Below are 25,271 nucleotides of genomic sequence, written 5' to 3' on the forward strand. Positions count from 1 at the left end.
TTATATTCCAGTGGTGCTCTAGTTAACGCTCACTCTCAATGCCGCGCTTATGGCGAATGGTGTTAACGTCATCGCACCCGCTAGCATCGCAGCAAGTAGCGCAAGTTGACCATTATACGCAACACCTAGTGATGCCGCATCAATCGCCGAGGTAGCAAATATTAGAATAGGGATATAAAGTGGTAACACGAGTAAACTTAACAGTACACCACCTTTTTGCAGTCCAACGGTGAGAGCAACACCAATGGCGCCAATAAAGCTCAATGTGGGCGTACCCACTAACAAGGTCAATACCACCGCTAACCACGTGTCAAAGTCCAACGACAATAAAATAGACAACAGCGGACTTATTAATATAAGCGGCAAGCCCGTAAGTAACCAGTGCGCAACTATTTTTGCCATCACCACCAAAGGTAGTGGGATGGGCATCAGCATCATCTGCTCTAATGCCCCATCTTGAAAGTCGTCTTTAAACAGGCGCTCTAATGATAGCAACGCGGCAAGTAATGCGGCCACCCACACAATCCCTGCGGCAATGCGCGCTAAGAGATTCGGTTCAGGTCCAATACTCAGCGGAAACAAGGTAATAACGATAATAAAAAACCATAACGGGTTGAAAATATCGGCCTGACGTCGGAAAGCAATCAGCAGCTCTCGACGGACAATTTTCATCGTAGAAGCCAGCATACTACTCTCCAAGCTTAATTTTCTTAAGTTTAGGGTTGTCATTAAACATGTCTTGGTGAGTCGTTAGCATGACAATTCCGCCCTTATTCGCATGCGCTAAAAACAAATCTTCCAATACCTTAACACCTTGCTTATCAATCGCGGTTAATGGTTCATCCAAGATCCATAGTGGTTGTTCACTCAACCACAAACGCGCTAGCGCCACTCGACGCTGTTGTCCAGCAGAGAGCTGCGCAACAGGGACATCTTCCCTACCAGCAAGCCCCACCTGCATTAACGCATGGAATATTTGATCCGGTGTCGTAGTAGGAGCGTGAATTGACTGATAAAACTTCAGGTTTTCAAAGGCGGTTAACTCTCGTTTAACACCGGTTTGATGCCCAAGAAACAATAGGTCTTGGTGATACTCTTCTCGGTTTGATTCGATGGTTTCACCATTCCAGCGAATTTCACCGTCTTCTCGATCACCTAATCCCGCCACTATACGCAGTAAGGTCGTTTTTCCGGTTCCATTTCGACCTTCAATTTGCACTAGGTCTCCGGTTTGTAACGAAAATGATAAATTTTCGAACAATACGCGTTCATCTCGAATCGCGGTTAAATTTATGACTTCTAACATTCGTTTTTAGGCTGGGACGACAAGGCGTTCATCTTACCATAGCTGTATTATGACAATAGGATAATGATCAAACTCGCTTCACGAAACTTAAGCTCAAACACTAAACCTCTGTTATTTCTACCCTTAACTACCACCAAAGTAGTATTAGAATCCAACCCTTACATTAAACTGACGAATAGAATAGCAGACCGCATCTTAACTACGAATGTGAAAACGTAAGAATTTATTAAGAATATAAAAAGAAATGAACAAGTGTATCTCTTTAATATCAATACACTTGTTAACAATTAGCGTGAGCGTTTAGCAGGTTGGTAACCCATCATTTGAGATCGAGTCGACTGGGCTCTAGACTTGTTAAGTGGCGGCACTTTTTCTTTTCCTGCAATCTTATTTTGCAGTGACATCATCAACTCAGCTTCCGCTTTTGGAAGTTCGCACTCTTCAATCAACTCGTTAATATCAGCGCCAAGCTTGACCATTTTATTGGCGCGCGTATACAAGCGCCCGTCGCTATCAATGTTTTCTAACTCAACAACGCGTTCGGTCAAATGACGAATAATATCTTCTTGCTCGGAAATCTTTTGTCCCAAACCTACCAGCACAGAACGAACTTCTAACAGTTGCTTATTGCATTTATCCAGCTCTTTGTCAGCATGACGGATCTGCTGACGACTGGTATTCTTATGCACACTCAACTGACGATGAAGTTTCACTAGCCAGATAAGGATTACAACAAAAGCCACCACCCCTACCCAAAGTAGAGGTGATTGAAATGGGAAAGACTCAAGCATTATAGGTAAGCCATGTCATCCCACTCATCTTCAGAGAGCAGCTTATTCAAGTCAACTAGGATCAACAGTTTACCCTCACGATTACTGACACCTTGGATAAACTTAGCACTTTCATCGGTGCCAACACTTGGTGTGGTATCAATTTCTGAAGAACGCAAGTACACCACTTCCGCTACGCTGTCGACAAGAATACCAATAACTTGGCGCTCAGATTCGATCACAATAATACGAGTATTGTCAGTGATTTCACCTTGCATTAGACCAAATCTTGCACGCGTATCAATGACGGTGACAACGTTGCCACGCAGGTTAATAATACCCAATACGTAATCTGGCGCACCCGGAACCGGCGCAATCTCAGTATAACGAAGTACTTCACGTACTTGCATTACATTGATGCCATACGTTTCTTCTTCTAACTGGAAGGTTACCCACTGCAACACTTCATCATTAGCTTGGTCTTTTCTTAGTTCTACATCCATCGTCTGAGACATAATTTTCCTCTCAATATGTAAACTGCGGCATTAACCGCAATTGCATCAATTCTTGTTATTGTACTGAATTAACATCTAATCCAGCATTTAGCATTCCAATTAGCTCCGACACATGAACTAGCGCACACATTTGCTCTTTCACCATGCCCGCTAACCAAGGACGCTTGCCTGATTGTTCTCGCCACCTTACGGCTTCTGGCCGCAGTTGTTCGGTGCCTTTAAGCTCTGTCGATGCCAAGCCCCAATTACTTTCGCCTAACATGACAATGTACTCATATTGCGATTTGTACTCATCGTCGGTCAAGACATCGGGCATCACCCACTTCGCGGTATCCACCACATCGAGCTGACTATCTCTACTCGACTGTAAGCCGAGATACCAAGCTGGACGACCAATTAAGTGGCTTAACTCGCCCATTTTATGAATACCACCTAGCTCATCTAGCGGCACCGCAAACGTCATGCCATTAACGGCAAAGTACAATACTTGGAAATTTTCACTGCGCTCGGTGCTTTGCCACACCGTGGCATCTCCGCCACCAAAACTGGCTTGGTGAGGATCAAGCACATTCTCTGTTGTGATTGTTTGCTCTGGTTCAGAAACCGCGAGATCGCTATCGGTTTCACTAGTGACATCATCAACATCACTTGTCGCCTCAGGCACATGATCTGTTTCTGGTAATACCCAGTGTTGGATTTCTGACTCCGGCTGTATTAACTCAGGTTGCACAAGTTCAGACTGCTCTAGCTGCGGTTGCTCTAGATCCGGCTGCTCTAGCTCTGACTGCAATAAAGGCTGAAGCACTTCAGGTGTATCAACTTCTGCCTGTGAACGCATACCATCAAACAACTTTTCAAGCTGTTGCAAATTAGGCGGTTCATCATAATCAACATCACGTCCATAATGCACGGAAGGTTCAATATGCATGCTAGGTTGAGCCTGAAACTCCATTTTGTCTATTGCTGCTGCTTCAACACAGGTTTCTTCTTTGGCACTATCATAATGTACGGTATCAAGCACTGGTGCCTGACACTCAGCTGAATTTGTATCAGCATGGCACTCCGTCAAATCGGCACTCGACTCTGAATCGGCCGCGTTGTCAGTACACGCTATTTCAACGGAAGCGTTCTCGCTTGAACTCGTGCCACTTTGGGTATGGCATTCACTCTCGTCTTCAGAAAAGTCACCCATGCCAAGTAACGAGTTAAAGTAATCATCAAGCGCTTGTTCGCTGGATAGCGGTGCTTCATCCATTGCCATCAATCGCTAGCCTCTCTAAATAGATGAGTAGTTGTTTATACGCAAACACACCGCGACTACCAGCAGCAAAGTGCGATGCTGGTAAATGCTTAAGGCTGGCATCTCGAAATTTGGTATCAATAGGGACCGCCGAGCTCCAGACTTGGTCCGGGTAGTCTTGCTTTAATTGTGTCAACGTCTGCAGTGAGGCGCGTGTTCGCTTATCGTACATGGTTGGCACAATGGTCACTTTAAACGGGCGCTGGCGAGACTTTTGCATAATGGCCAAGGTTCTGACCATCCTTTCTAACCCTTTCATGGCTAAAAATTCCGTTTGAACCGGGATCAATATTCTATCGCTCGCCGCCAACGCATTCACCATCATGACACCAAGTATTGGTGGACAATCGATTAATACGTAGTCGTAGTGATCGCGCAGCGTCAACAGGGCTCGCTTAAGAATTAACCCCATGCCACTACGATTTCCCATGACTCTGTCAAGGGTTGCGAGCGACATGTGCGCAGGAATCACATCAATATTGTCGATATTCGTTTCATGAACCAGAGCTTTTACTCGCGTCTCGGTAAACTCTTTCAACTGGAACAAGTCGAATAGACTTCGCGGTAGCGTATCGGAGTCCATCCCTAAGTACGTGGTAAGCGAAGCATGTGGATCGGTATCAATCAACAGCACTCGGTGACCTTTTTGCGCGAGTAAACCCGCCAACGTCACCGTGCTGGTTGTTTTTCCAACGCCACCTTTTTGGTTAGCAACACTCCATACAATCATGTTACTGCCTCTTTAGCTCAACAAGAATACGCTCAGCTACTCGCTCCAAAGGCAGGTTTTCTGTCGAAATTCCCGCTTTAGCAACGGCTTGAGGCATACCATAAACCACGCAACTTTCTTCATCTTGTGCCCACACCGTAGAGCCGGCATTTTTTAACATACGCGCTCCCTCACGACCATCAGCGCCCATTCCGGTTAAAATGACCGACAGCACTTTATCGTGATAAATCTTAGCGGCAGAACCGAATGTCACGTCTACACACGGCTTATAGTTCATCCGTTCTCCACCATCAATGATGCGTAATTTGGCACTTGACGGACGTCCTTCTAGCATCATTTGCATGCCACCAGGCGCAAGGTATGCAACACCCGGTTGCAATACATCACCATCGGCTGCTTCTTTTACCGTGATTTGGCACAGCGAATTGAGCCGCGCTGCGAATGCTGCGGTAAACGTTGCAGGCATATGTTGAACCAACAAAATAGGATGCGGATAGTTTCTAGGAAACTGCGTTAAAATCCGTTGCAATGCAACAGGCCCGCCAGTGGAAGTACCAATAGCCGTCAACTGATACGTCTTACCCGACGCGCGAAAGCGTGCTTGCAATGGCGTTTGAGCAGCAGCGCTGCTTGTTCTCGCTATTGCAGAGTCAGCAGGCTTATTTGATGCCATACGAGCGGAAGTATTCAGCGATGACGCACCTAACGTGCTAGAAGCCGTAGATGTAGATGTAGATGTAGATGTAGATGTAGATGCAGAGCTTGGTAACATTCTTGGTGAACGCGAAACCAGTGGTGTGCGGCGCATCATAGTCCGACGGCTAGCAATCTGCTGCACGCGTTGTTGCAACAACGCGACCGCCTCATCTTTATTTCGTGCGATGTCTTCGAATTTCTTAGGGAGAAAGTCTAACGCTCCCGCCTCTAATGCATCTAACGTCGCTTTCGCACCATCATGCGTCAGCGATGAAAACATTAGTATGGGCGTCGGCTGTTTCGCCATGATTTCACGCACTGCTGAAATGCCATCCATCACCGGCATTTCAATGTCCATAGTAATAACGTCTGGCTTGAGAGAAAGCGCTTTTTCAAGCGCTTCTTTGCCATTGACCGCCACATCGATTACTTCTAATCGGGGGGCGGCATTAATGATATCACTGACTCGACGACGAAAAAAACTTGAATCGTCTACTACTAACACTTTGATCGACATAGATTTCCTTATCAGATACGCGATGCTGCGGCGTACTGTTTAAGTAAATCAGGCACGTCCAAAATTAAAGCAATATGGCCATCACTGGTAATCGTTGCGCCCGCCATACCAGGCGTACCCTGCAATAACTTATCAAGCGGTTTAATCACCACTTCTTCTTGGCCAATGAGGGTATCAACAACAAAACCGACACGTTGACTACCGATTTGAACAATCACCACATGACCATGGCCTGTGCGTTGTTCCGCACGACCCGCATGGGAAGCTAGCCAGTTTTGTAAATAGAATAGCGGAATCGATTTGTCGCGAACGATAATCGTCAATTGCCCATCAACGACGTTAGTGCGACTTAAATCAAGGTGGAAGATCTCATTAACGCTCGCAAGCGGCAGTGCAAATGGATTGCCGCCAACGCCTACCATCAAGGTGGGTAGAATCGCTAGAGTCAGCGGAACTTTGATGGTGATTTTAGTCCCCGTACCGAGCTCTGAATCAATATCAATAGAACCGTTTAGGGTATTAATCGCGGTTTTTACCACATCCATCCCTACGCCGCGTCCAGAAATATCGGAGATTTTTTCCTTACTGGAAAAGCCCGGCATGAATATCAGATTAAAACACTCTTTGTTGGTCAGACGCGAAGCCGCATCTTCATCCATCATGCCACGTTTAACCGCAATTGCTCGCAGCTTATCCGGATCCATGCCACCGCCATCATCGACGATAGCCAGTTCAATATGGTCACCTTCTTGTGACGCAGACAAGGTAACGGTACCTGTGCGTGATTTGCCCGACTGCTCGCGCACATCTGGCATTTCAATCCCATGGTCAACCGAATTTCGAACCAAGTGAATCAGCGGATCCGCTAACGCTTCAACCAAATTTTTATCTAGATCCGTTTCTTCACCTTGCATCACCAACACGATGTCTTTGTTCAGACTACGAGCGAGGTCGCGAATCACGCGAGGAAAACGTCCAAAGACCTTCTTGATGGGCTGCATGCGGGTTTTCATTACCGCGCCTTGCAAGTCTGCTGTTACAACATCAAGATTAGAGACCGCTTTTGACATCTCTTCATCGTTGCTATTAAGGCCGAGGCTAACCAATCGGTTTCGAACCAACACCAACTCACCCACCATATTCATGATGGTATCGAGTGTAGACGTGTCCACGCGCACGCTGGCTTCTGCCTGTGGTTTTTTCACAGGCGTTGCTTTCGTTTCGCTATTTGCAGGCAGCTTCTTCTCTTGCATCGCTGGCGCTGAAATCGGCGCTGGATGAGAAGCAGGAGCCACACTGACTGCACGTTCAGTGCTCGATACCCCAGCTGGAGTGAGTTCAGCGGTAGACGCGTTAGACTCTTGTAACACGGAGACAGGTTTCGTCGCGGCTTCTAGCTCTTCTGGTGAAGGACCATTGCCCACACCATGCAGTTCATCCAGTAGCTTTTCAAACTCTTCGTCCGTCATCAAATCCCCACCTGAAGGCGGCGAAGCTGGAGAAGGGGTTGGTGTCGCAGTCGGGAGGACAGCAGGTTGAGACGAAGCATCACCTAATGATGGGCCTTTGCCGACACCATGAAGTTCATCCAACAGCTTTTCAAATTCATCATCGGTAATATCAGAAGAACTGGCGTTAGCCGCTTGCGGCGTTTTATCTACCGAAGTAACGGCGGCCGAAACTGGCTGAGAAGGCACGTTTTTTTTCTGGTTAGGCGCAGCGCCTTTGCCGTGTAGTTCATCTAAAAGACGTTCGAATTCATCTTGAGTAATATCATCGATTGAGCCGCCTTGAGCATCAATCGACGTTGATTCAACAGCAGCAGGCTCACTAATAGCCTCAACAATCGGTGCCACTGGCGCGGCGGGTTGAGGCACCTCGATAGGTTCGTTGCTGGTCGCTGGTGAGCTAAGACAATGTAACGCTTCTAAAAGACCAGGATCGGCAGGCGTGATAGATTCAGAGTTTTGTACCGACTGAAACTGATGATTAATGGTATCCAATGCTTTAAGCATGGTATCCATTAGGTTTGCGTCAACGCCTCTTTGGCCATTTCGCAAAATATCAAACACATTCTCCGCACCATGGCAGGTATCCACAAGTTCGGTCAACGCTAAAAACCCTGCGCCACCTTTAACAGTATGAAAGCCTCTAAATATTGCATTGAGCAGATCTTTATCTTCAGGGTTATTCTCTAGCTCAACCAGTTGCTCGGACAACAGTTCAAGAATTTCACCCGCTTCCACTAGAAAGTCCTGAAGGATTTCTTCATCTAATTCGTAGCTCATAGTCCACCTCTAAAACCCAAGACTCGAAAGCAAATCATCGACTTCGTCTTGCGAGGAAACGGCATCCGTTCGCTCATGAGGGTTAATAATGGGTCCCTCAACGCCAACTGGTGCCTGCTTTGGTTTTGTAGTTATTGATTGTTGTTCGTCACTGAACACTTTCAAAATTTCCACAAGCCTTGTTTCCACTTCACTCACTAATGTGATAACTCGGCGTATGATTTGTCCAGTAAGGTCTTGAAAGTCCTGCGCCATGAGGATATTAGTTAGCTGCGTTCGAAGTTCAGTGCTATCGCCCTCAACCTGAGTCAGTAAGTCATCAATCCGGTGACACAAATCTTTAAATGTTTGTAGCTCAACGCGTCCATGCATGAGTTCATTCCATTGTGGACGAACTTGTAGCAAGCACCCATGAAGGTTATCGGCCATTGGCAAGCAATGCTCAACCGCATCCATGGTCGTATTCGCTGAAACTTCGGTTTTATTAATCACGTATTCAAGACGATCGCGCGCTTCAGGAATTTCGTCATTGGCGATCTCGTTTAATCGAGTATCGATACTAAATTCGCTTAATGCGTCGTGTAGATCTCGCGTCAATGCTCCAACTTCTTGGAGCACCCGACTTTCACTACTGCCTTGAATCATCATGACTAGCTCATCCGCCTCTTGCTGCTTTTGCTCTTCAAGGAGCACAACAAGTTGCTTAGCTTGTTCCAATGAAATCATTCTGAAATAGCCACTTTGCTATGGGAGCGCGTTATAAACGCTCAAAAATTTTGTCTAATTTTTCTTTTAATGTTGCAGCAGTAAATGGTTTAACAATGTAGCCATTGACACCTGCTTGTGCCGCTTCAATGATCTGCTCGCGTTTTGCTTCTGCAGTGATCATTAGGACAGGTAAATGTTTTAACTCGTCATCTGCTCGAATGTGGCGAAGAAGATCGATACCTTGCATGCCTGGCATATTCCAGTCAGTCACCACAAAGTCGAAGTCGCCTTTTTTGAGCATAGGTAACGCTGTTAAACCATCATCAGCTTCAAGCGTGTTGCTAAAGCCCAAGTCGCGTAGAAGGTTTTTGACAATACGTCGCATTGTTGAAAAGTCGTCAACAATAAGGATTTTCATGTTTTTATTCAAAATTGCCTCCACTGAAAGCAAGATCAGTGATTATTAATTATTATCAGTCCAAGCGCTGAGCTTGGTTCGAAGACGCTGCATCGTTTGACTAAGTATTTGGCTAACGCGCGATTCGCTGACGCCTAATACTTCACCTATCTCCTTCAAATTCAACTCTTCGTCATAATACAGGGATAACGTTAAGGCTTCACGCTCAGGGAGCGTTTTTATCGATTCAATTAACGCTTCGCGAAATGCATCATCCGCGACGCCCTGAAATGGCGAATTGTCTTCATCGTCTGTTGCAACAGAAACAGAGTCCTCTGAAACGCCTAAATCTTCAATACCTACCAAACGAGAACAGCTTATATCTGTTAATGCACGATGGTATTGTGTCAAACTCATGCCTAAATGCTGGGCAACCTCTGCATCCGTAGGCTCTCGATTAAGCTCAACTTTTAGCAATGAGATGGCTTGCGAAATATCGCGACTGTTCTTGTGTACCGACCTAGGCACCCAATCACCACGACGAATATCATCCAACATGGCACCACGTATACGGATTCCTGCATACGTTTCAAAACTTGCACCCTTACTACCGTCGTAGTTTTTTTGTGCTTCAATCAAGCCGATCATGCCGGCTTGAATCAAATCTTCCACCAATACATTCGGCGGCAGTCGCCCAATTAAGTGGTGCGCAATTCGCTTCACTAATACTGAGTATTTCTCTAAGAAAGCTTGCTGACCGCTTAAATTGGCATGCTGGTCATAGGTCAAAGCTTTATTCACTAAACGGTTCCTCTAGTGCTGCAGGTCGATTTAGCAAGCGCTCGACGAAAAATTCTAGATGCCCACTAGGGACTTTAGGAATCGGCCAAGTTAGCGCTTTGTTTGCTAAAGAATTTAAAGCTAACGCAGCAGGCGAGCGCGGAAACGCATCCACAACAATCTTCTGCCTTTTCACTGCTTGTCGCACTTTATCATCTAACGGGATACAAGCGACTAACTCAAGGCTCACATTGAGGAATCTCTCTGTGACTAGTGTCAATTTTGCGAATAATTCTCGGCCTTCTCGGTAGCTACGCACCATATTCGCCACAACTTTAAAGCGTTGAACCTGATGCTCTCGGCTCAATAACTTAATCAACGCATAGGCATCAGTAATCGATGTTGGTTCATCACACACCACCACAACCACATCTTGTGCCGCGCGAGAAAAACTCACCACCATGTCTGAAATACCGGCAGCAGTATCTACTAGCAGGACATCCATCTCATCTTCTAACGTACCAAAGGCACGAATCAAACCGATATGTTGTGCATGGCTTAATTCTGTCATGCTTTGCGTGCCTGAGGTGGCAGGAATAATACGGATGCCGTGTGGACCTTCCACAATCGCATCTTGTAAATCGCATTCACCCGCTAGAACATGCCCTAAGTTTCTCTTAGCGCGAATTCCAAGCATTACGTCGACATTGGCCAGACCTAAGTCCGCATCCAAAACCATGACTTTTTTGCCCTGACGAGCCATACAAATCGCAAGCCCAAGTGTTACGTTAGACTTGCCCACACCACCTTTACCACCAGTAACCGAAATTACCTTTGTGTACGTTGGCTGAGTCAAACGTCTCAGTCCACTAGCTTGGTCATGTATCATGTTATTTGTCATATTCGCTTGCACCTAAACCCCCTCCATATCGCTGTTCCAGAAGTGGGGTTCATTCTCTGTCGACTTTTCAAGTAATTCGTTCGCTTTAGCGACCATGTATTTTGGCTGAGCGATAACAATATCTTCCGGGACTCGTTGCCCATTAGCGATATACGTTACTGGCAGCGCATTTTGCACTACAACACTGATAAACTCACCCAAACTCAATGATTCATCGAGCTTGGTCATGATGCAGCCCGAGAGAGGGATGCGTCTAAAGTGGTCCAGTGTTTCTTGTAACACTTGACGTTGTGCCGTAGCCGGTAACACCAAGTAACTATTAATGATTTCACCGCTCTCTTGCATCAGAGTATCTAACTGCTCTGAAAGACGAACATCTCGTTGTCCCATACCTGCGGTATCAATTAAGACTAAGCGTCGGTTTCTCAACTGATATAATACATCGGCCAGTTCTTCAGAATCTTTAGCCACTCTTACCGGACAGCCCATAATTCTGCCATAAATGGACAATTGTTCATGAGCACCGATACGATAAGTATCCGTTGTAACAAGAGCAACATTGTCCGAGCCGTATTCCATCGCCGCTCGAGCCGCTAACTTGGCGACCGTCGTGGTTTTTCCAACACCCGTTGGTCCCAGCAAAGCAACAATGCCACCTTGGCGTAAGATATCTTGCTTACTGATCACTATCTGATCAGAGACTAGCGCAAGTAATGCCTTCCAAGCTTTTTGTGGCGGCGTATCTTCTGGAATATAGCAAGCAAGTTGATCCGCTAATTCTGGTGAAATACCCATCCGCTCTAAGCGTTTGATCAGCATGGCTCGCAGAGGCTCTCTACGTTCGACTTCTTGCCACATCAGCCCAGAGACTTGGTGCTCTAATAAACGTCGAATAGAGGACATATCTTCTTTCATCGACTCTAACTCTTCGCCAATTTTTCCGTCGCGCTTGCTCGAAGAAGAATAGTGGCTTGAAGAAGTCTGATTCGATGGCGAACGCTCTGACGAGGATTGCCCCGATGTGAAATGATTAGGCGTGTGGCGTTGCATTGCTGCACGCGGGTCGGATTCTCGCTCGCCGTAAGAGCGCGATGACGAAGAATAAGGCGCGCTTCGTTCCTCTCCCGCTCTATCACGGTTCTCGTGCGATTCACGGCGATTGTCTTGAGTATATTGGTAACGGTCGCTACTTTGGTAAGCCGAACTCATTGATTGAGTTCGCTCAGACTGTCGTTCTAGCAGGGCTGACAACGAATCAGTCGGCTTCGCAGCTTGAACTTGGGTATTAGAATCAGAACCACCACGATAGTTTTTCAGCATATTTGCAAAGCGATCGCTAACCGAAGGGGTACTGGCATTACCACGTTGATTCAAGCTGACATGATCATCTTTTAATTCACGCTCACCTGAATACCCAGATTGAGTAGACGGCGCCGGTGGTGATAATGCCTTGTTGCTCATTTGACGTGGTGCAGCTTGATTACCATCGCCATCAATCGCGGCAACGATTTCAACGCCACCCGCCACTTTTTTATTTGACATGATGACCGCCTCTGCGCCAAGTTCTTCTTTAACTTGGAGCAAGGCTTGTCGCATATCTCTGGCAAAAAATCGTTTAATTTTCAACGGTCACATCCATTTTCCATACCGGCGTTAGTGAATAGCAAGTCGCTATTCAGAGCGATTGAATACCATCGCCTATTATCTCTATCAACTAACCAATACTATCGACTAATCAATACTAACTACTCATTAATTTCCAACCGCCTGTACGATTCGTATTTGTTTTTCATCAGGTATTTCTTGGTAAGACAACACTCGTAAATTTGGAATCGTGTTTTTGACAAATTTAGCTAACGTCGAACGAAGTACGCCCGATGTGAGCAATACGGCTGCCTCACCTTTTAATTCTTGTTCTTGGGTGGCTTGTGTTAACGATGCTTGTAATCGTTCGGCTAAGCCAGGCTCAATACCCGCTGACTCACCACCCGCTGCTTGCATAGTTTGATGCAATATTTGTTCCAATTCTGGGATTAAGGTAATAACTGGCAATTCTGGCTCTATACCATTGATCTCTTGAACAATTAGTCGCTTAAGTGCAATACGCACAGCGGCAGTCAACACGTCAGGTTCTTGACTCTTTGATGAATATTCAGCCAATGTCTGGACTATGGTGCGGATATCTCGAATTGGAATCGCTTCATGAAGTAGGTTTTGCAACACCTTAACCATGGTACCCAATGGTAATTGTTCCGGCACAAAGTCTTCAACCAACTTGGGTGCACTGCGACCCAATAGCTCAAGTAAGTTTTGTACTTCTTCATGGCCCAACAGCTGCGCTGCGTTATTCGTTAACAACTGGCTCAAATGTGTGGCGAGCACTGTGGATGAATCCACAACGGTGTAACCAAGCGCTTGAGCGTGCTCTTTCTGCGCTTCTTGTATCCACACCGCTTCTAGACCAAACGCTGGATCAATGGTTGGCTCACCATCAATCAGCCCATATACCTGACCTGGGTTGATCGCCAGCTCTTGGTCTGGGCGGATTTCTGCCTCACCTACCGCCACGCCCATTAGCGTAATACGGTAGGAGTTTGGGGTCAGCTCCAAGTTGTCTCTAATGTGTACCGCGGGAATAAGGAAACCAAAGTCTTGGGAAAGCTTTTTACGTACCCCTTTGACTCGCTCCAGTAATTCGCCGCCTTGATCTCTATCGACAAGCGGGATCAAGCGGTAGCCGACCTCTAGTCCAATCACGTCAACCGGATGAACGTCATCCCACGACAGCTCTTTTGGTGGCGCTGATGGGTCTTTAGGCTGTAATTCTGCCGGCAAGTTTTTCTGCTCTTCCGCTTTCTTCTGTTTACGCGTCATCCAGTACGCCCCGCCGCCCGCTAAGACCGCTAACAGTAGAAAGGCAAAATGTGGCATGCCCGGTACAATACCCATCACAAACATAATACCAGAGGTGATCATTAGCGCTTTGGGGTTATCAAACAGTTGGAAAACAACCTGTTGCCCCATATCTTCGTCAGTATTTTGACGCGTGACCATAATTGCCGCTGCAATAGACAGTAACAGCGATGGGATTTGTGCAACCAAACCATCACCAATAGTTAAGAGCGTGTAAATTTGTAACGCTTCACCAAAACCCAGTGAATGCTGCATCATACCGATGCTCAAACCACCAACGATATTAAGAAACAGGATCAAGATACCGGCAATGGCGTCCCCTTTTACAAACTTCGAGGCACCATCCATCGAACCGTAAAAGTCCGCTTCTTTAGTCACTTCAAAGCGACGTGTGCGGGCTTGGTCTTGATCAATGAGTCCGGCGTTTAAATCCGCATCAATGGCCATTTGCTTACCGGGTAACGCATCCAAGGTAAAACGCGCGCTCACTTCTGAGATACGCCCTGCACCTTTGGTCACTACCATGAAGTTGATGATCATCAAAATCATGAAAACCACAAGACCGACGGCATAGTTACCGCCAATCACCACGTTACCGAAGGCTTCAATCACGTTACCTGCCGCGCCGCTACCTTCGTGACCATAAAGCAATACTACTCGCGTTGAGGCAACGTTAAGCGCCAAACGCAGCAATGTCGCAATCAGTAGTACAGTAGGAAACGCCGCAAAGTCCAGTGGACGACGGGTATAAACAGACACCAGCAACACCACCATCGCCAAGGCAATATTGAAGGTAAAAAAGAGATCGAGCAGCAATGCAGGGATGGGCAATATAATCATTGCCAGTGCAGCGAGAACCATAATTGGCGCGCCGACAGCAGGTAAAGCCCGATTTGGAATCGTCGGGAGTTTGTCGGCAAATGGTAAGGTTAATTTCATTACAACTACATCACTGCGGGTGGCACATAGCGCGCCATAATTAAAATATTAGATCTGTATCATGCAAGAAGCATACCTATAGACAGCCAATTTTTTGACACCCTATAAAGGCTGTACCATTGCGTCGGAAGGCAGCCATTAATATCGCATCTCTTTCGGTATCGTAATCTGGTCATTTTGCAGTGTCGGTCGCTGCCCGCCTTTTTTACGATATTGCTTTAATTGATACACGTAAGCAAGAATCTGCGCCACGGCGGCAAATAAGCTATCTGGGATCTCTTGTTCTAATTCCGATGTGTGGTACAGCGCACGAGCAAGGGGGGGAGATGGCACAATATAAATATTATGTTCACGGGCAACTTCACGTATTTTCAAGGCCATATGATCAATCCCCTTTGCGACCACAATGGGGGCTTTATCCTGACCTTGTTTATATCGAAGTGCGACAGAGAAATGTTCTGGGTTGGTAATAATAACGTCTGCCTCTGGGACTTCCGCCATCATTCTTCGTTGTGCCGCTTCACGCTGAAGCATACGAATACGGCCTTTTACTTCCGGTTTACCTTCCGTATCTTTAAACTCATCTTTGACTTCTTGCTTAGTCATTTTGAGTTGTTCGGCATGCTGCCAAATTTGAAAGGGCACATCTATCGCCACCACAATCAATAACGTGGTACTGATCAGCAATATAAAATTGAGCAGAATATCCAACGCATGGAAAATGTTTTGTGGAAAGACCTCAACACTTAGTTGAAATAAGTCAGCACGTGATGCGTTAACTAAATAAAAAGCCATCCCCGCAACCAGTGATACTTTGAGAATGGATTTAATCAGTTCGACCCAACTTTGCATGCCGACCATGCGCTTTAGACCGCTGAGTGGATTCATTTTAGACAGTTTTGGCATCGCCGCTTCTGCCGAAAAGCTAATACCGCCAACACCAGCCGCGCCTACTAATGCAGCAAGAAACAAAACAAACAAAATCAGAATTAACGGCAGAACAAGCCCAGATAACACGCCCATGATGATGTCAAATAGCACAGTGTGATCGTAAATTTCTTCCCGTGATAGGGTGAAAAATCGACTCATGGTATTAAAAAGTGCTTTGGCGAGCCCTTCACCAAACATCATCAGGGACAGAGCCCCTACCATCAGCACTGATACAGACGCCAGCTCTTTCGATCTCGCAACCTGGCCTTTTTCACGCGCCTGCTTTAACCGCTGGGGCGTGGCGTCTTCTGTGCGTTCTTGTCCATCTGACTCAGCCAAGTCTGCCCCCTTTCGTCACGAGTAAGCTCATACTAATCATCACGCCAGTGCCAATCATCACACCAGTATCAATCATCGTGTTCAACATGCTAAACGAATCAAGCGACATACTTGCCCCTCAACTTCTAGCCAGTACAGTTGATAATGGCTATACAGCCCGGCGAGCATATACCAACAAATCATCAAGCCCACTACCAGTGCAAACGTAAAGCCCAATGCAAAAATATTCAGTTGCGGGGCGGCTCTAGTCATCACACCAAACGACAAGTTAACCGTGAGTAGCGCAATAATCCCGGCAATCGCCATACTCAATGCCGTTTTGAACATTAAGCTTAGCCAGCCTGCCATCTCTCGAAAATCAACCGTAGTCAGTTGACCACTGCCAATGGGCAAAGTTTTAAAACTCATCACAACCAATTGAATCATTTTAAGATGACCATCGGTTGCCAAAAAGAACATAGTCGCCAAAAACATAAACAACTGACCTAACAGCGGTGTGCTTTGTCCATTGGCAGGATCCACCATAGAGGCAAAACCTAGACTCGATTGCATGCCGAGTATCTGCCCGAGCATAACAAAGGTCTGCACCATAAAAATGGTCACCATGCCCATCGAGATACCAATGATCATTTGCTCTGCAACAATCAAGAAGCCTTGGAATGAGAACAGCTCAATGTTTTGTGGGACCGCAGGTAATGTTGGCATCACCGCGAGAGTGAGGGCTAAACCAAGAAACAGACGAATTCTAGGTGAAACAAAATTGGCCCCTGTTACCGACATGACCATTAACATGGACGATATTCGCACATAAGGCCAAAAATAATTAGCTAGCCATTCAATCACCGTGCTCGTTGGGTATTCCATGCTCGGCGTTACCAAAGAACCTGAGGGATTCGTTCGATGATCTCATAAAAAAACTCCATCATCATTTGCGTCCCCCAATGAGCGAACCCCATCAAAACCAGTAATGTCACCACAAGCCTAGGAAGGAAACTCAACGTTTGTTCGTTGATCGAGGTAGCGGCTTGGAATATCGCCACCACTAAGCCAACCAATAAGCTTGGTACTACGATGGCGCAAACCAGTAGCAATACCATCCACAGAGCATCACGAAACAGTTCAACAAACAGCTCAGGCGTCATCTTAATTACTCCAGCTACAACGCAAAACTGCCGGCCAAGGTTGATAGAATCAAATTCCAACCATCAACTAAGACAAACAACATAAGTTTAAACGGAAGTGACACAATCATTGGCGACAACATCATCATACCCATTGCCATCAGGACCGACGCTACCACCAAGTCTATGATTAAAAATGGGAGGAACAGCATAAAGCCAATTTGGAACGCGGTTTTCAGCTCAGACGTGATGAATGCCGGAATCAAGACGGCAAGGGACACATCTTCTGGATTTTGCGCGGTGGAACCTGACATGTGTACGAAGGTTTCTAAGTCTTTAACGCGAGTTTGTTTCAGCATGAAATCCTTCATTGGACCTTGTGCTTGGTCAAAGGCTTGTTTGGCTGAAATCTCTTCATTCAAATAAGGCTGAATTGCCTCATCATTCACCTTACTCAGCACCGGCGACATAATGAATAAGGTTAAAAACATGGCGATACCAATAATCACTTGGTTAGAAGGCGTTTGCTGTAAACCCATCGCTTGTCTAAGAATCGACATGACCACAACGATACGAGTAAATGACGTCATTAAGATGACCATGGCAGGCAAGAAGCCAAGCATGGTCATCAAGGCTAGAATTTGTAAGTTTACCGAATAATCTTCGCTGCCATCCGCATTGGTCTTCATGGTGAAGGCAGGAATACCTGGCCCAGACGCAAAACCACTCGCCGTTGAGCTTCCCGCCGCCCCTTGGTCGCTCTGCATCGCCGAAACCGTTACACCACTGTCTAGTGCTACACCGCTCGTCACTGGCGTCGCTAACGCCTCTTCAGCTGCGCATATTGGTGCAAAAATAAGGAGCAGACAAAGGCACGCTCCGCGCAGTATCGTCATCATGCTAACCTTGTTTTTTCATCAATTTGGATAACTGAGCCGCAAAAGCAGGCTGGGTGCTTTCTTCCTGTGTCAGTGGCGTCTCCAGTTTAGAAATCAACTGTATGGATTGCGCGGTGATGCCAACAAGAAATTGTTCATCTCCCGCTTCCACTATCGCGATACGCTCTTTTGTCCCAACAGGGATTTGTCGCACAATTTTGAGCCCTTGCTGATTGATCATTGACGGCACTTTCATCCGTTTAAGCAACCAAGCCAGTCCCAAAATCACCATCACAACCAGTACAAGAGCCCCCAGTGTGGCGGCAAGATCAAACGGAGATTCTCCACCAGCGAGCTGAGTAGGCGCTTGCGAAGCCTGCGCAGAGGCAGACAATAGCAAGGAGGTAACCACTATCGAATTGAGTATTTTCATGCTTAACGTAACTTTTTAATGCGCTCGGTTTGGCTTATGACGTCGGTAAGACGAATACCAAATTTATCATTGACGACAACCACTTCTCCGTGGGCAATGAGAGTACCATTGACCATTACGTCCAATGACTCCCCCGCGATACGATCCAATTCAACCACCGACCCTTGGTTCAATTGCAGTAAGTTACGAATACTGATTTGCGAACGCCCTACTTCCATTGAAATAGTCACAGGAATGTCCATGATGGTATCGAGCTTGCGGCGCTCATCTTCGGAAATTGGCGTCGAGGAATCTTGCAGCTCATCCAAAGGCGCGGCAAGCACTTCATCTACGTCAATATCGGGGGCCATTGGATCTTCTCCAAGTGCGGCTGCCCATTCATCTGCTAATTTTTGGTCGTCTGTAATGCCCATAACTTTTTACACTCTCTTATTCGTTCTCATCGTCCACATGCTCGAGCTCAGCCATAATATCCTTACCAAGGAAAGCTAAATCCCTTTTTACCACATCTGGGCGTCTAATCTTCTCGGAAATTTGAACGGCAATTTTCTCTCCCGCTCTTCCCATTTTCACTCTATATGTCGGTAACTCTTCGACAAACATGGTGGCATTTTCCGGCATTTCAATCGGAATGATGTCACCCACTTGCAGCTCCATCAAGTCGCGTAGAGACACGTCTTTTTCCAACAAATTCACGCGAAAGTTAACTGGCACATCCATAATTTCTTCACGTAACGCGCTGCTCCAACGAACGTCAGTTTCCATTTTATCCGACTGCACCCCCGCATCGAGAAGCTCTCGAATAGGCTCAACCATCGAATACGGCATCACGACGTGGAAGTCGCCACCACCGCCATCAACTTCGATATGGAAAGAACTGACAACAATCACTTCCGTCGGACTAACAATGTTTGCCATGCTTGGGTTCACTTCTGAGTCCAAATATTCGAACTCTACCCCCATCACTGGCGACCATGCTTCTTTATAATCTTCAAACACGGTTTTCATCAGCAATTGAATAATACGGCGCTCGGTTGGCGTAAACTCTCGGCCTTCAATCTTGGCGTGGAAGCGACCGTCTCCACCAAAAAAGTTTTCGACGAGAATAAAGACCAGACGCGCTTCCATGGTGATTAACGCGGTACCTTTTAACGGTCTAAACCGCACCATATTCAAACTAGTTGGCACATAAAGCGTGTTTTGGTATTCGCCAAATTTCATCATTTGAACGCCGTTTATCGACACTTCTGCGGTCTTTCTTAGCATATTGAATAAGCTAATTCGCATATGTCGTGCGAAGCGTTCGTTGATGAGCTCCAGCGTTGGCATTCGACCACGAACAATGCGGTCTTGGGAAGAGAAGTCAAAATGCACCGCATCACTAGGATCCTGATCCAGTTCTTCTTCTACCTCATCAACGTCATCTACGCCATGCAGTAGTGCATCAATTTCGTCTTGGCTTAATAAGTCAGTCACACATTACCTACTGGATAACAAAATCTGTAAAGAGTACACGTTCTATCACGGGCTTTCCGACCACTTGAGACAAGCTGCTCTGTATATCGGCGGTTGCTTGATCACGTAATTCAACTCGCCCATTGGTACTTCTTAGCTGCTCAACGGACGTTGAGGCAAACGTCGACAACAACGTACTCTCAATCAATGGCGAATGATAACGAGCTAACTCTTCATTATCCAAACCGCGTACCATTAGTTGAGCTTTAATTTGAACCATACGATCACGAGATTTACCTGCCACATTAAACACAAAAGGTTGCGCGATAGTGACGTATGAAATAGGGTCGACCACCACAACAGGGGCGTTTTGCACAGACGTTGAACGGGGTTGAGGCGTACTATCGCCGCCAAAAAGCCAGTACGCCACGCCGCCAGCAATGAGTAACAGCATGAGTACTGCTACGATGATAATCAACAGCTTTTTCTTACTGTTTGGTTGTTCTTGAATATTTTCTGCCATATCAATATTTACTTTTAGTTAAGCGGCTTGAGGTTATTGAGCCGATTATACAGACAATCCTACATCTCGCGGTTTCGCTTTGAATTGATTCATTAAATAAAACGCTCAGAGCGAGATAAACTCGCTACGCATAGTAACTGATTCCGTCTTCTTTTTTCGCTATATTTAGGTTCATACTGACCCCTTCCTCTAAAGCGTCCACATCGCCATGAGACTGACCAGCGCCACTTGAACCTTGGTTATGAGCATCCGCCGATGCATGACGCTGCTGTTGACCAGAACCTTGTTGCTGTACTGAGGTATCAGCAAGTTGAATACCTTGCTGCGATAACATTTCTCGCAGCCTTGGCATTGATTGATCAACCATCTCTCGTGTTTGCTGGTTCTGAACGGTGAAATGCACGGTCGCGGTGTCACTATTGAGTGTCATGCGAATTTGCATTCGCCCTAACTCTGGCGGATCAAGGCGAATATCCACCTGCTTTAGGTTCTTCGCCATCATCATCTGAATACGTTCTGAAACTTGATCGCTGGCATTCTCTTTAGTGAGCACCATCGGTGATTGTACGTTCGTCGTCGCTTGTGGTTGCTCACCGCGTAGTGCTTGAGTGCCCAATGCTGTGCCTGCTGTCGCTGCCGGATTCAGACCGTTTAGCGGCTCATTACTCGACGCGGGACTGGGTTTCAAGCCTTTCAAGTTTGTCTGACCAACCCCCATCGCATTAGGTGGTGCGACTCCACTCGTCACTGGACTCGCTGACGGCGTTTCTTTTCCTGCTAGCATTGACGCTGCAGCTAATGTTCCTGCGGCCGGCGTTCCTGCAGCTGGCGCACTAGCACCGTCATTACTCGCCGCTGCCGTTCCGTGGTGAGCTGAATGGAAAGGCTGCGCTTGCTGTGAATTTGGTTGCGATAATGGCGTTGGTACTGCATTGAGCCCATTCGACGCTGACGCCGCTTGCTTATCTAACGTTGATTTATCCAGCGCGGCGCCTGCGGCAAGTATCGCGGCTTTTCCTTCCAACTTAGCATCACTGCTTCCATCAGTTTGCGACCAAGCAATTTGAGAATTCGCTCCGTCACTTTTTACGCTGCCGTCAGCCACTGCTAACCCTGCCACACCTGCTGACTGAGATAAGGTACTATTCGCTTGCCCTACTCCGATTGATGATGTCGATGTTGGCGGTGAGGCTGCTGTTGTAGAAAGCGCAGTTGCAGAAGCTATCGCGGTTGAGGATAACGCCTCCGCTGGTAAAGTCTGTCCAGTTGCGGATTCCACTGGCATAGATTGCCCTGATTCTACCGCGAAAGCCGCTAGCACCGCAGCATCGTCTGATGCTTGAGTCGCGTCAGTGGTCTCATTGACCTTAGCAGTCGCGACCGCCACCCCAGCAGCCGATTCTAATGGGGGCGTTTGCAGGGCTTTGTTTGACTCGTTTAAGCGATTCAGTAATTGAGAGCTTTCATCCATGGTCGCTTGTGCTGATGTGTCAGCGTGTCCTGACGACTTACCTTGTGAAGTCGCTGGCAAATTTCCAGAATTCGTTGCTGATACTCCCTCTTCCGAGGCAACAGTAGCACTCGCCAGCGCCATTTTCTTGACGTCCAAAGATGAGACTTCTTCACTTTCTGTTTGGGTCTTTACGTTTTGATTTACGCTATCAGCCGACTCACTTTTGCCGTTCGATTCGAATCCTTTATTCTCACTTGATGCTCGTGCAATCTCATCCTCACCATCCGTTACTGACTCGGAGGCATCAGAGGAAAGCGAGCCAGAATCAGCCACTGATTTTTCTGATGTTCCCTTCTTAGCACTAGAACCATCAACACTTTGTTTTTTATCTGCATTTTCACCAGATATCGCACTTTTCAGTGTATCAAAAAAGCCCGGTTCCTCTGACGTCGTAACGGCATCTTTCGCTGAAGCAGAATCGTTGCTCGATTTAAGATTCGATGATGGTGACGCATTATTGCTAGAGACAGACAGACTCATTCCATTCGGGCCTACATAGTAGTGATAACAAAATTAATAGTGATGATGACAACATTAATAGTGGTGATAACAAAAATTAGAGGCAAGTGACTGCCGCCAGTTTTATAAGCAAACATGATGCAATAATTATACCTAAGTGATAACAAGCGGCAGGATTGGATGTGCTTGGCGTGACAGAAAGCGAATAAGGTGCATCGCTGAGTAACAAGCGTAAGCTATTGATCGGTTGAAGCTAATCACATTATTCAACTAAAAATTACTTTAACGCTGAGTTTTTCGGCGAGCAAACAGCAAATTAGAGAACTCATCCATTTGTTGTTGCTCCTTTTTATCGGCAATACGCGCTTTCTCTTTGGCTTTTTTATCCATCATCCATTCATACGACCGCCGCTGCTTACGCGTGTTATGCCAAAACTCTTGGCAATCCTCAACTTGTTGCGTGAAGTGCGATTCTGCCGTTTTTTGCTTAGTCAGCGTTTCGTCCAATTGAGTCAGAAATCGGTTTAAATGTCCGTATTCACTCGCCGTCAGCCCTTCCTTTCCACGGCGCACCAATTGGTTACAGTAATCGAGTCGATACTGCTCTATCTGTCTAACTTGATTGTAGTAATCTTCGAGTTCAGAGCGCGCTTTATTCAGCGCCAGCACAGCTTGTTGCTCGTTATCTTTTGCTTGATCAAGAAGAAAGTCGAGTGCATTGTCCATAACTTACCGTCAATTAACCTGCAGCAGTTGCTTGAGCATGTTAACGCACATGTCGTAAGGCACGGTCTCTTTCATGCTTTGCTGTAAATATTGATCCAACTTCGGCTTCAGGGTAAAGGCGCTATCAATCGCAGGATCAGTCCCCGGTTTGTATGCCCCAATCGACACCAAATCTTGATTCTTGCGGCACACAGACAGCACCTGTCTCACCGCTTTGGACATCAATACATGCTGATCATCGGTTATTTGCGGCATGACACGACTCACTGATTTTTCCACATCAATCGCGGGATAGTGCCCAGCGTCTGCCATTTCGCGTGATAATACAATGTGGCCATCTAGAATCGCACGTGAGGCATCGGCGATTGGGTCTTGTAGGTCATCACCTTCGGTCAATACTGTGAAAAACGCAGTAATCGAGCCTTGATTGTCATCACCATTGCCTGCTCGCTCAACAAGCGCTGGCAGCTTGGCAAACACCGATGGCGGATAACCTTTCGTTGCAGGGGGTTCACCCACCGATAAGGCAATCTCACGCTGCGCTTGTGCAAAACGAGTTAATGAGTCCATCAATAGCAATACATCGAGCCCTTGGTCTCTAAAGTACTCAGCGATAGTCAACGCCGTTTGGCAACCTTTCAAACGCATCAAAGGCGATGAATCCGCTGGTGCAGCCACCACTACAGAGCGTTGACGTCCCGTTGTACCTAAAATCTCTTCAATAAACTCTTTAACTTCTCGTCCACGCTCACCAATTAACCCCACCACCACCACTTGCGCGGTTGTGCCACGAGTCATCATGCCCAAAGTGACCGATTTACCCACACCAGACCCAGCAAATAGGCCGATACGTTGGCCTTTGCCAACCGTTAACAAGCCATTAATGGCCTTAAGGCCAACATCTAGCGGTTCTGAAATAGGCTTTCTTGCAAGGGGATTAATAGGCTGGGCATTAAACGAGGCGCGTTTCTCAGTGTATATCTCACCAAGGCCATCCAATGGATTACCGACGCCATCAATAACACGGCCTAACAGTTCCATCCCGACCGGTAAGCCAGTTTCTGCCGTCATTGGTGTCACTCTCGCGCCGGGCAAAATGCCACTGATTTGCTCGCTTGGCATCAAAAACAGGTGTTCACCGGAAAAGCCAACCACTTCCGCTTCCATCTCACCCGTCATGGTTTCGACTTTACACAAGCTACCGATGGGCGCTTTGCAGCCCGTCGCTTCTAATGTTAATCCAACAACTCGCACCAACTTACCTGACGCGACGGCACGTGACTTGTGCCCTGATACTTTATACTGAGCGAGACGGTCAGAGAGCGCTTGCATTAATCCGAACCTTGGTGGCGATTGGTGCCACAAAAGCTTTGTAGCACGCTGTGAATTCGCTCTTCCACCTTGTAGTTCACACTGGACTCACCCGCTTCAATTTGAACATCACCACGATTGAGCGCAGGCTCTACCACGAGTTGCCAATTACGAATATCCAGCTCTTGATCACCATAGGCTGCTCGGACAATGTCCACGTCAGCAGGATGTAATTTGAGCGTAATAGCGTGTCCCACAATAGGGAGTACTTCTACCGACTGTTTAATTGTATCGAGAATAAATTGTGGGTTGGTTTGGACTTCAACATGCACGACTTCTTTGACTAACGTCAACACCATGTCGACCAGCTGCTTCTCAACTTGGCTATTCATCAGTTCAAGAGGTTGAGCAAACTGGTTTGCCATACCCATGAATATCTCAACCTGCTGCTTGATGTATTCCTCACCTGCGGCAACGCCTTCGGCCTTGCCAAGGTCAAGCCCTTCCTGATGACCCGCTTCTAATCCTTCCTGTTTACCCTTATCAAAACCTTGCTTAAACCCAGCTTCCTGGCCTTGGAACAGTCCTTCTTGATAAGCCCCCTGCTTAATCAATTCAATCTGCTCTTCCGTTAATTCAAACGGCGCATCTTCTGGCGTTGGCTCATCAAGCGGTGTCCAGCTTGGATCGTAATTTAATGCGGTTTCACGAGCGTGCTGATTGGTCTGAGACGTGTAATCGGGAAGTCCCCATGAATGTGCAGACTCCATGGTGATGTCTTCAGAAGGGCGCAAAAAGCCGCGTTTTCTATCTCCAGCCATGA

Annotated in this window: 26 protein-coding genes; all 26 read right to left on the reverse strand. The window is 46.8% G+C overall.

What is annotated here, in order from left to right; all coding sequences use genetic code 11:
- Window positions 1–18: 18 nt before the first annotated feature.
- The 26 genes from ccmB to fliH all read right to left on the reverse strand — a co-directional run bounded on the left by ccmB (window position 19) and on the right by fliH (window position 25,269).
- Window positions 19–687, reverse strand: coding sequence for a heme exporter protein CcmB (ccmB, locus tag MD535_RS16630; protein WP_265676154.1), 669 nt, complete (start codon window positions 685–687; stop codon window positions 19–21).
- Between the two features lies 1 nt (window position 688).
- On the reverse strand, window positions 689–1,306 hold the full coding sequence (ccmA, locus tag MD535_RS16635; RefSeq protein ID WP_265676155.1) for a cytochrome c biogenesis heme-transporting ATPase CcmA: 618 nt from the start codon (window positions 1,304–1,306) through the stop codon (window positions 689–691).
- Between the two features lie 287 nt (window positions 1,307–1,593).
- Window positions 1,594–2,097, reverse strand: coding sequence for a DUF2802 domain-containing protein (locus tag MD535_RS16640; RefSeq protein WP_265676156.1), 504 nt, complete (start codon window positions 2,095–2,097; stop codon window positions 1,594–1,596).
- A complete protein-coding gene (locus MD535_RS16645) occupies window positions 2,097–2,591 on the reverse strand; it encodes a chemotaxis protein CheW (RefSeq protein WP_250616867.1) in 495 nt (164 codons plus the stop codon). The genes MD535_RS16640 and MD535_RS16645 overlap by 1 nt, the downstream gene beginning before the upstream one ends.
- A 55-nt stretch (window positions 2,592–2,646) precedes the next feature.
- On the reverse strand, window positions 2,647–3,852 hold the full coding sequence (locus MD535_RS16650) for a chemotaxis protein CheW (RefSeq protein WP_265676157.1): 1,206 nt from the start codon (window positions 3,850–3,852) through the stop codon (window positions 2,647–2,649).
- Window positions 3,839–4,621, reverse strand: a complete 783-nt coding sequence (locus MD535_RS16655; RefSeq protein ID WP_265676158.1) for a ParA family protein — start codon at window positions 4,619–4,621, stop codon at window positions 3,839–3,841. Before MD535_RS16655 ends, MD535_RS16650 begins: the two co-directional genes overlap by 14 nt.
- A gap of 1 nt (window position 4,622) precedes the next feature.
- Window positions 4,623–5,834: a protein-glutamate methylesterase/protein-glutamine glutaminase gene (locus MD535_RS16660; RefSeq protein WP_265676159.1), complete on the reverse strand. Its 1,212-nt coding sequence runs from the start codon at window positions 5,832–5,834 to the stop codon at window positions 4,623–4,625.
- Between the two features lie 11 nt (window positions 5,835–5,845).
- Window positions 5,846–8,122 carry a chemotaxis protein CheA gene (locus MD535_RS16665; RefSeq protein WP_265676161.1) on the reverse strand — a complete coding sequence of 759 codons (2,277 nt, stop codon included), beginning with the start codon at window positions 8,120–8,122 and terminating at the stop codon, window positions 5,846–5,848.
- Window positions 8,123–8,131: 9 nt separating this feature from the next.
- A complete protein-coding gene (locus tag MD535_RS16670) occupies window positions 8,132–8,848 on the reverse strand; it encodes a protein phosphatase CheZ (RefSeq protein WP_265676162.1) in 717 nt (238 codons plus the stop codon).
- Window positions 8,849–8,879: 31 nt separating this feature from the next.
- Entirely contained in the window at window positions 8,880–9,248 is a 369-nt protein-coding gene (gene cheY, locus MD535_RS16675) for a chemotaxis response regulator CheY (protein ID WP_096995504.1), read from the reverse strand.
- A gap of 45 nt (window positions 9,249–9,293) precedes the next feature.
- Window positions 9,294–10,028: an RNA polymerase sigma factor FliA gene (locus MD535_RS16680; protein WP_265676164.1), complete on the reverse strand. Its 735-nt coding sequence runs from the start codon at window positions 10,026–10,028 to the stop codon at window positions 9,294–9,296.
- Window positions 10,021–10,908 carry a MinD/ParA family protein gene (locus tag MD535_RS16685; protein WP_265676165.1) on the reverse strand — a complete coding sequence of 296 codons (888 nt, stop codon included), beginning with the start codon at window positions 10,906–10,908 and terminating at the stop codon, window positions 10,021–10,023. Before MD535_RS16685 ends, MD535_RS16680 begins: the two co-directional genes overlap by 8 nt.
- Before the next feature lie 12 nt (window positions 10,909–10,920).
- Window positions 10,921–12,534 (reverse strand): flagellar biosynthesis protein FlhF, encoded by a 1,614-nt coding sequence (gene flhF, locus MD535_RS16690; RefSeq protein ID WP_265676166.1) that lies wholly within the window; start codon window positions 12,532–12,534, stop codon window positions 10,921–10,923.
- 126 nt (window positions 12,535–12,660) lie between these two features.
- The gene (flhA, locus tag MD535_RS16695; protein WP_265676167.1) at window positions 12,661–14,760 is read right to left on the reverse strand and encodes a flagellar biosynthesis protein FlhA; all 2,100 of its coding nucleotides are present in this window, start codon (window positions 14,758–14,760) and stop codon (window positions 12,661–12,663) included.
- Window positions 14,761–14,898: 138 nt separating this feature from the next.
- Entirely contained in the window at window positions 14,899–16,029 is a 1,131-nt protein-coding gene (flhB, locus tag MD535_RS16700; protein WP_265676168.1) for a flagellar biosynthesis protein FlhB, read from the reverse strand.
- Between the two features lie 81 nt (window positions 16,030–16,110).
- Window positions 16,111–16,893 carry a flagellar biosynthetic protein FliR gene (gene fliR, locus MD535_RS16705; RefSeq protein WP_265676169.1) on the reverse strand — a complete coding sequence of 261 codons (783 nt, stop codon included), beginning with the start codon at window positions 16,891–16,893 and terminating at the stop codon, window positions 16,111–16,113.
- Window positions 16,894–16,901: 8 nt separating this feature from the next.
- The gene (fliQ, locus tag MD535_RS16710; RefSeq protein ID WP_250616851.1) at window positions 16,902–17,171 is read right to left on the reverse strand and encodes a flagellar biosynthesis protein FliQ; all 270 of its coding nucleotides are present in this window, start codon (window positions 17,169–17,171) and stop codon (window positions 16,902–16,904) included.
- Window positions 17,172–17,185: 14 nt separating this feature from the next.
- Complete coding sequence (fliP, locus tag MD535_RS16715; protein ID WP_265676170.1) at window positions 17,186–18,049, reverse strand: flagellar type III secretion system pore protein FliP; 864 nt, start codon at window positions 18,047–18,049, stop codon at window positions 17,186–17,188.
- A 1-nt stretch (window position 18,050) separates the two neighbouring features.
- Window positions 18,051–18,461: a flagellar biosynthetic protein FliO gene (gene fliO / locus MD535_RS16720; RefSeq protein WP_265676171.1), complete on the reverse strand. Its 411-nt coding sequence runs from the start codon at window positions 18,459–18,461 to the stop codon at window positions 18,051–18,053.
- Window positions 18,462–18,463: 2 nt separating this feature from the next.
- Window positions 18,464–18,874 carry a flagellar motor switch protein FliN gene (gene fliN / locus MD535_RS16725; protein ID WP_265676172.1) on the reverse strand — a complete coding sequence of 137 codons (411 nt, stop codon included), beginning with the start codon at window positions 18,872–18,874 and terminating at the stop codon, window positions 18,464–18,466.
- A 16-nt stretch (window positions 18,875–18,890) separates the two neighbouring features.
- Window positions 18,891–19,937, reverse strand: a complete 1,047-nt coding sequence (gene fliM / locus MD535_RS16730) for a flagellar motor switch protein FliM (RefSeq protein ID WP_265676173.1) — start codon at window positions 19,935–19,937, stop codon at window positions 18,891–18,893.
- Between the two features lie 7 nt (window positions 19,938–19,944).
- Window positions 19,945–20,439, reverse strand: coding sequence for a flagellar basal body-associated protein FliL (gene fliL / locus MD535_RS16735; RefSeq protein WP_265676174.1), 495 nt, complete (start codon window positions 20,437–20,439; stop codon window positions 19,945–19,947).
- 124 nt (window positions 20,440–20,563) lie between these two features.
- Window positions 20,564–22,432, reverse strand: coding sequence for a flagellar hook-length control protein FliK (locus tag MD535_RS16740; protein WP_265676175.1), 1,869 nt, complete (start codon window positions 22,430–22,432; stop codon window positions 20,564–20,566).
- 261 nt (window positions 22,433–22,693) lie between these two features.
- Window positions 22,694–23,137, reverse strand: coding sequence for a flagellar export protein FliJ (fliJ, locus tag MD535_RS16745; protein ID WP_265676176.1), 444 nt, complete (start codon window positions 23,135–23,137; stop codon window positions 22,694–22,696).
- Between the two features lie 9 nt (window positions 23,138–23,146).
- The gene (fliI, locus tag MD535_RS16750) at window positions 23,147–24,469 is read right to left on the reverse strand and encodes a flagellar protein export ATPase FliI (RefSeq protein WP_265676177.1); all 1,323 of its coding nucleotides are present in this window, start codon (window positions 24,467–24,469) and stop codon (window positions 23,147–23,149) included.
- A complete protein-coding gene (gene fliH / locus MD535_RS16755) occupies window positions 24,469–25,269 on the reverse strand; it encodes a flagellar assembly protein FliH (RefSeq protein ID WP_265676178.1) in 801 nt (266 codons plus the stop codon). The genes fliI and fliH overlap by 1 nt, the downstream gene beginning before the upstream one ends.
- Window positions 25,270–25,271 lie beyond the last annotated feature (2 nt).

Source organism: Vibrio qingdaonensis (assembly GCF_026191675.1).
Lineage (GTDB): Bacteria > Pseudomonadota > Gammaproteobacteria > Enterobacterales > Vibrionaceae > Vibrio > Vibrio qingdaonensis.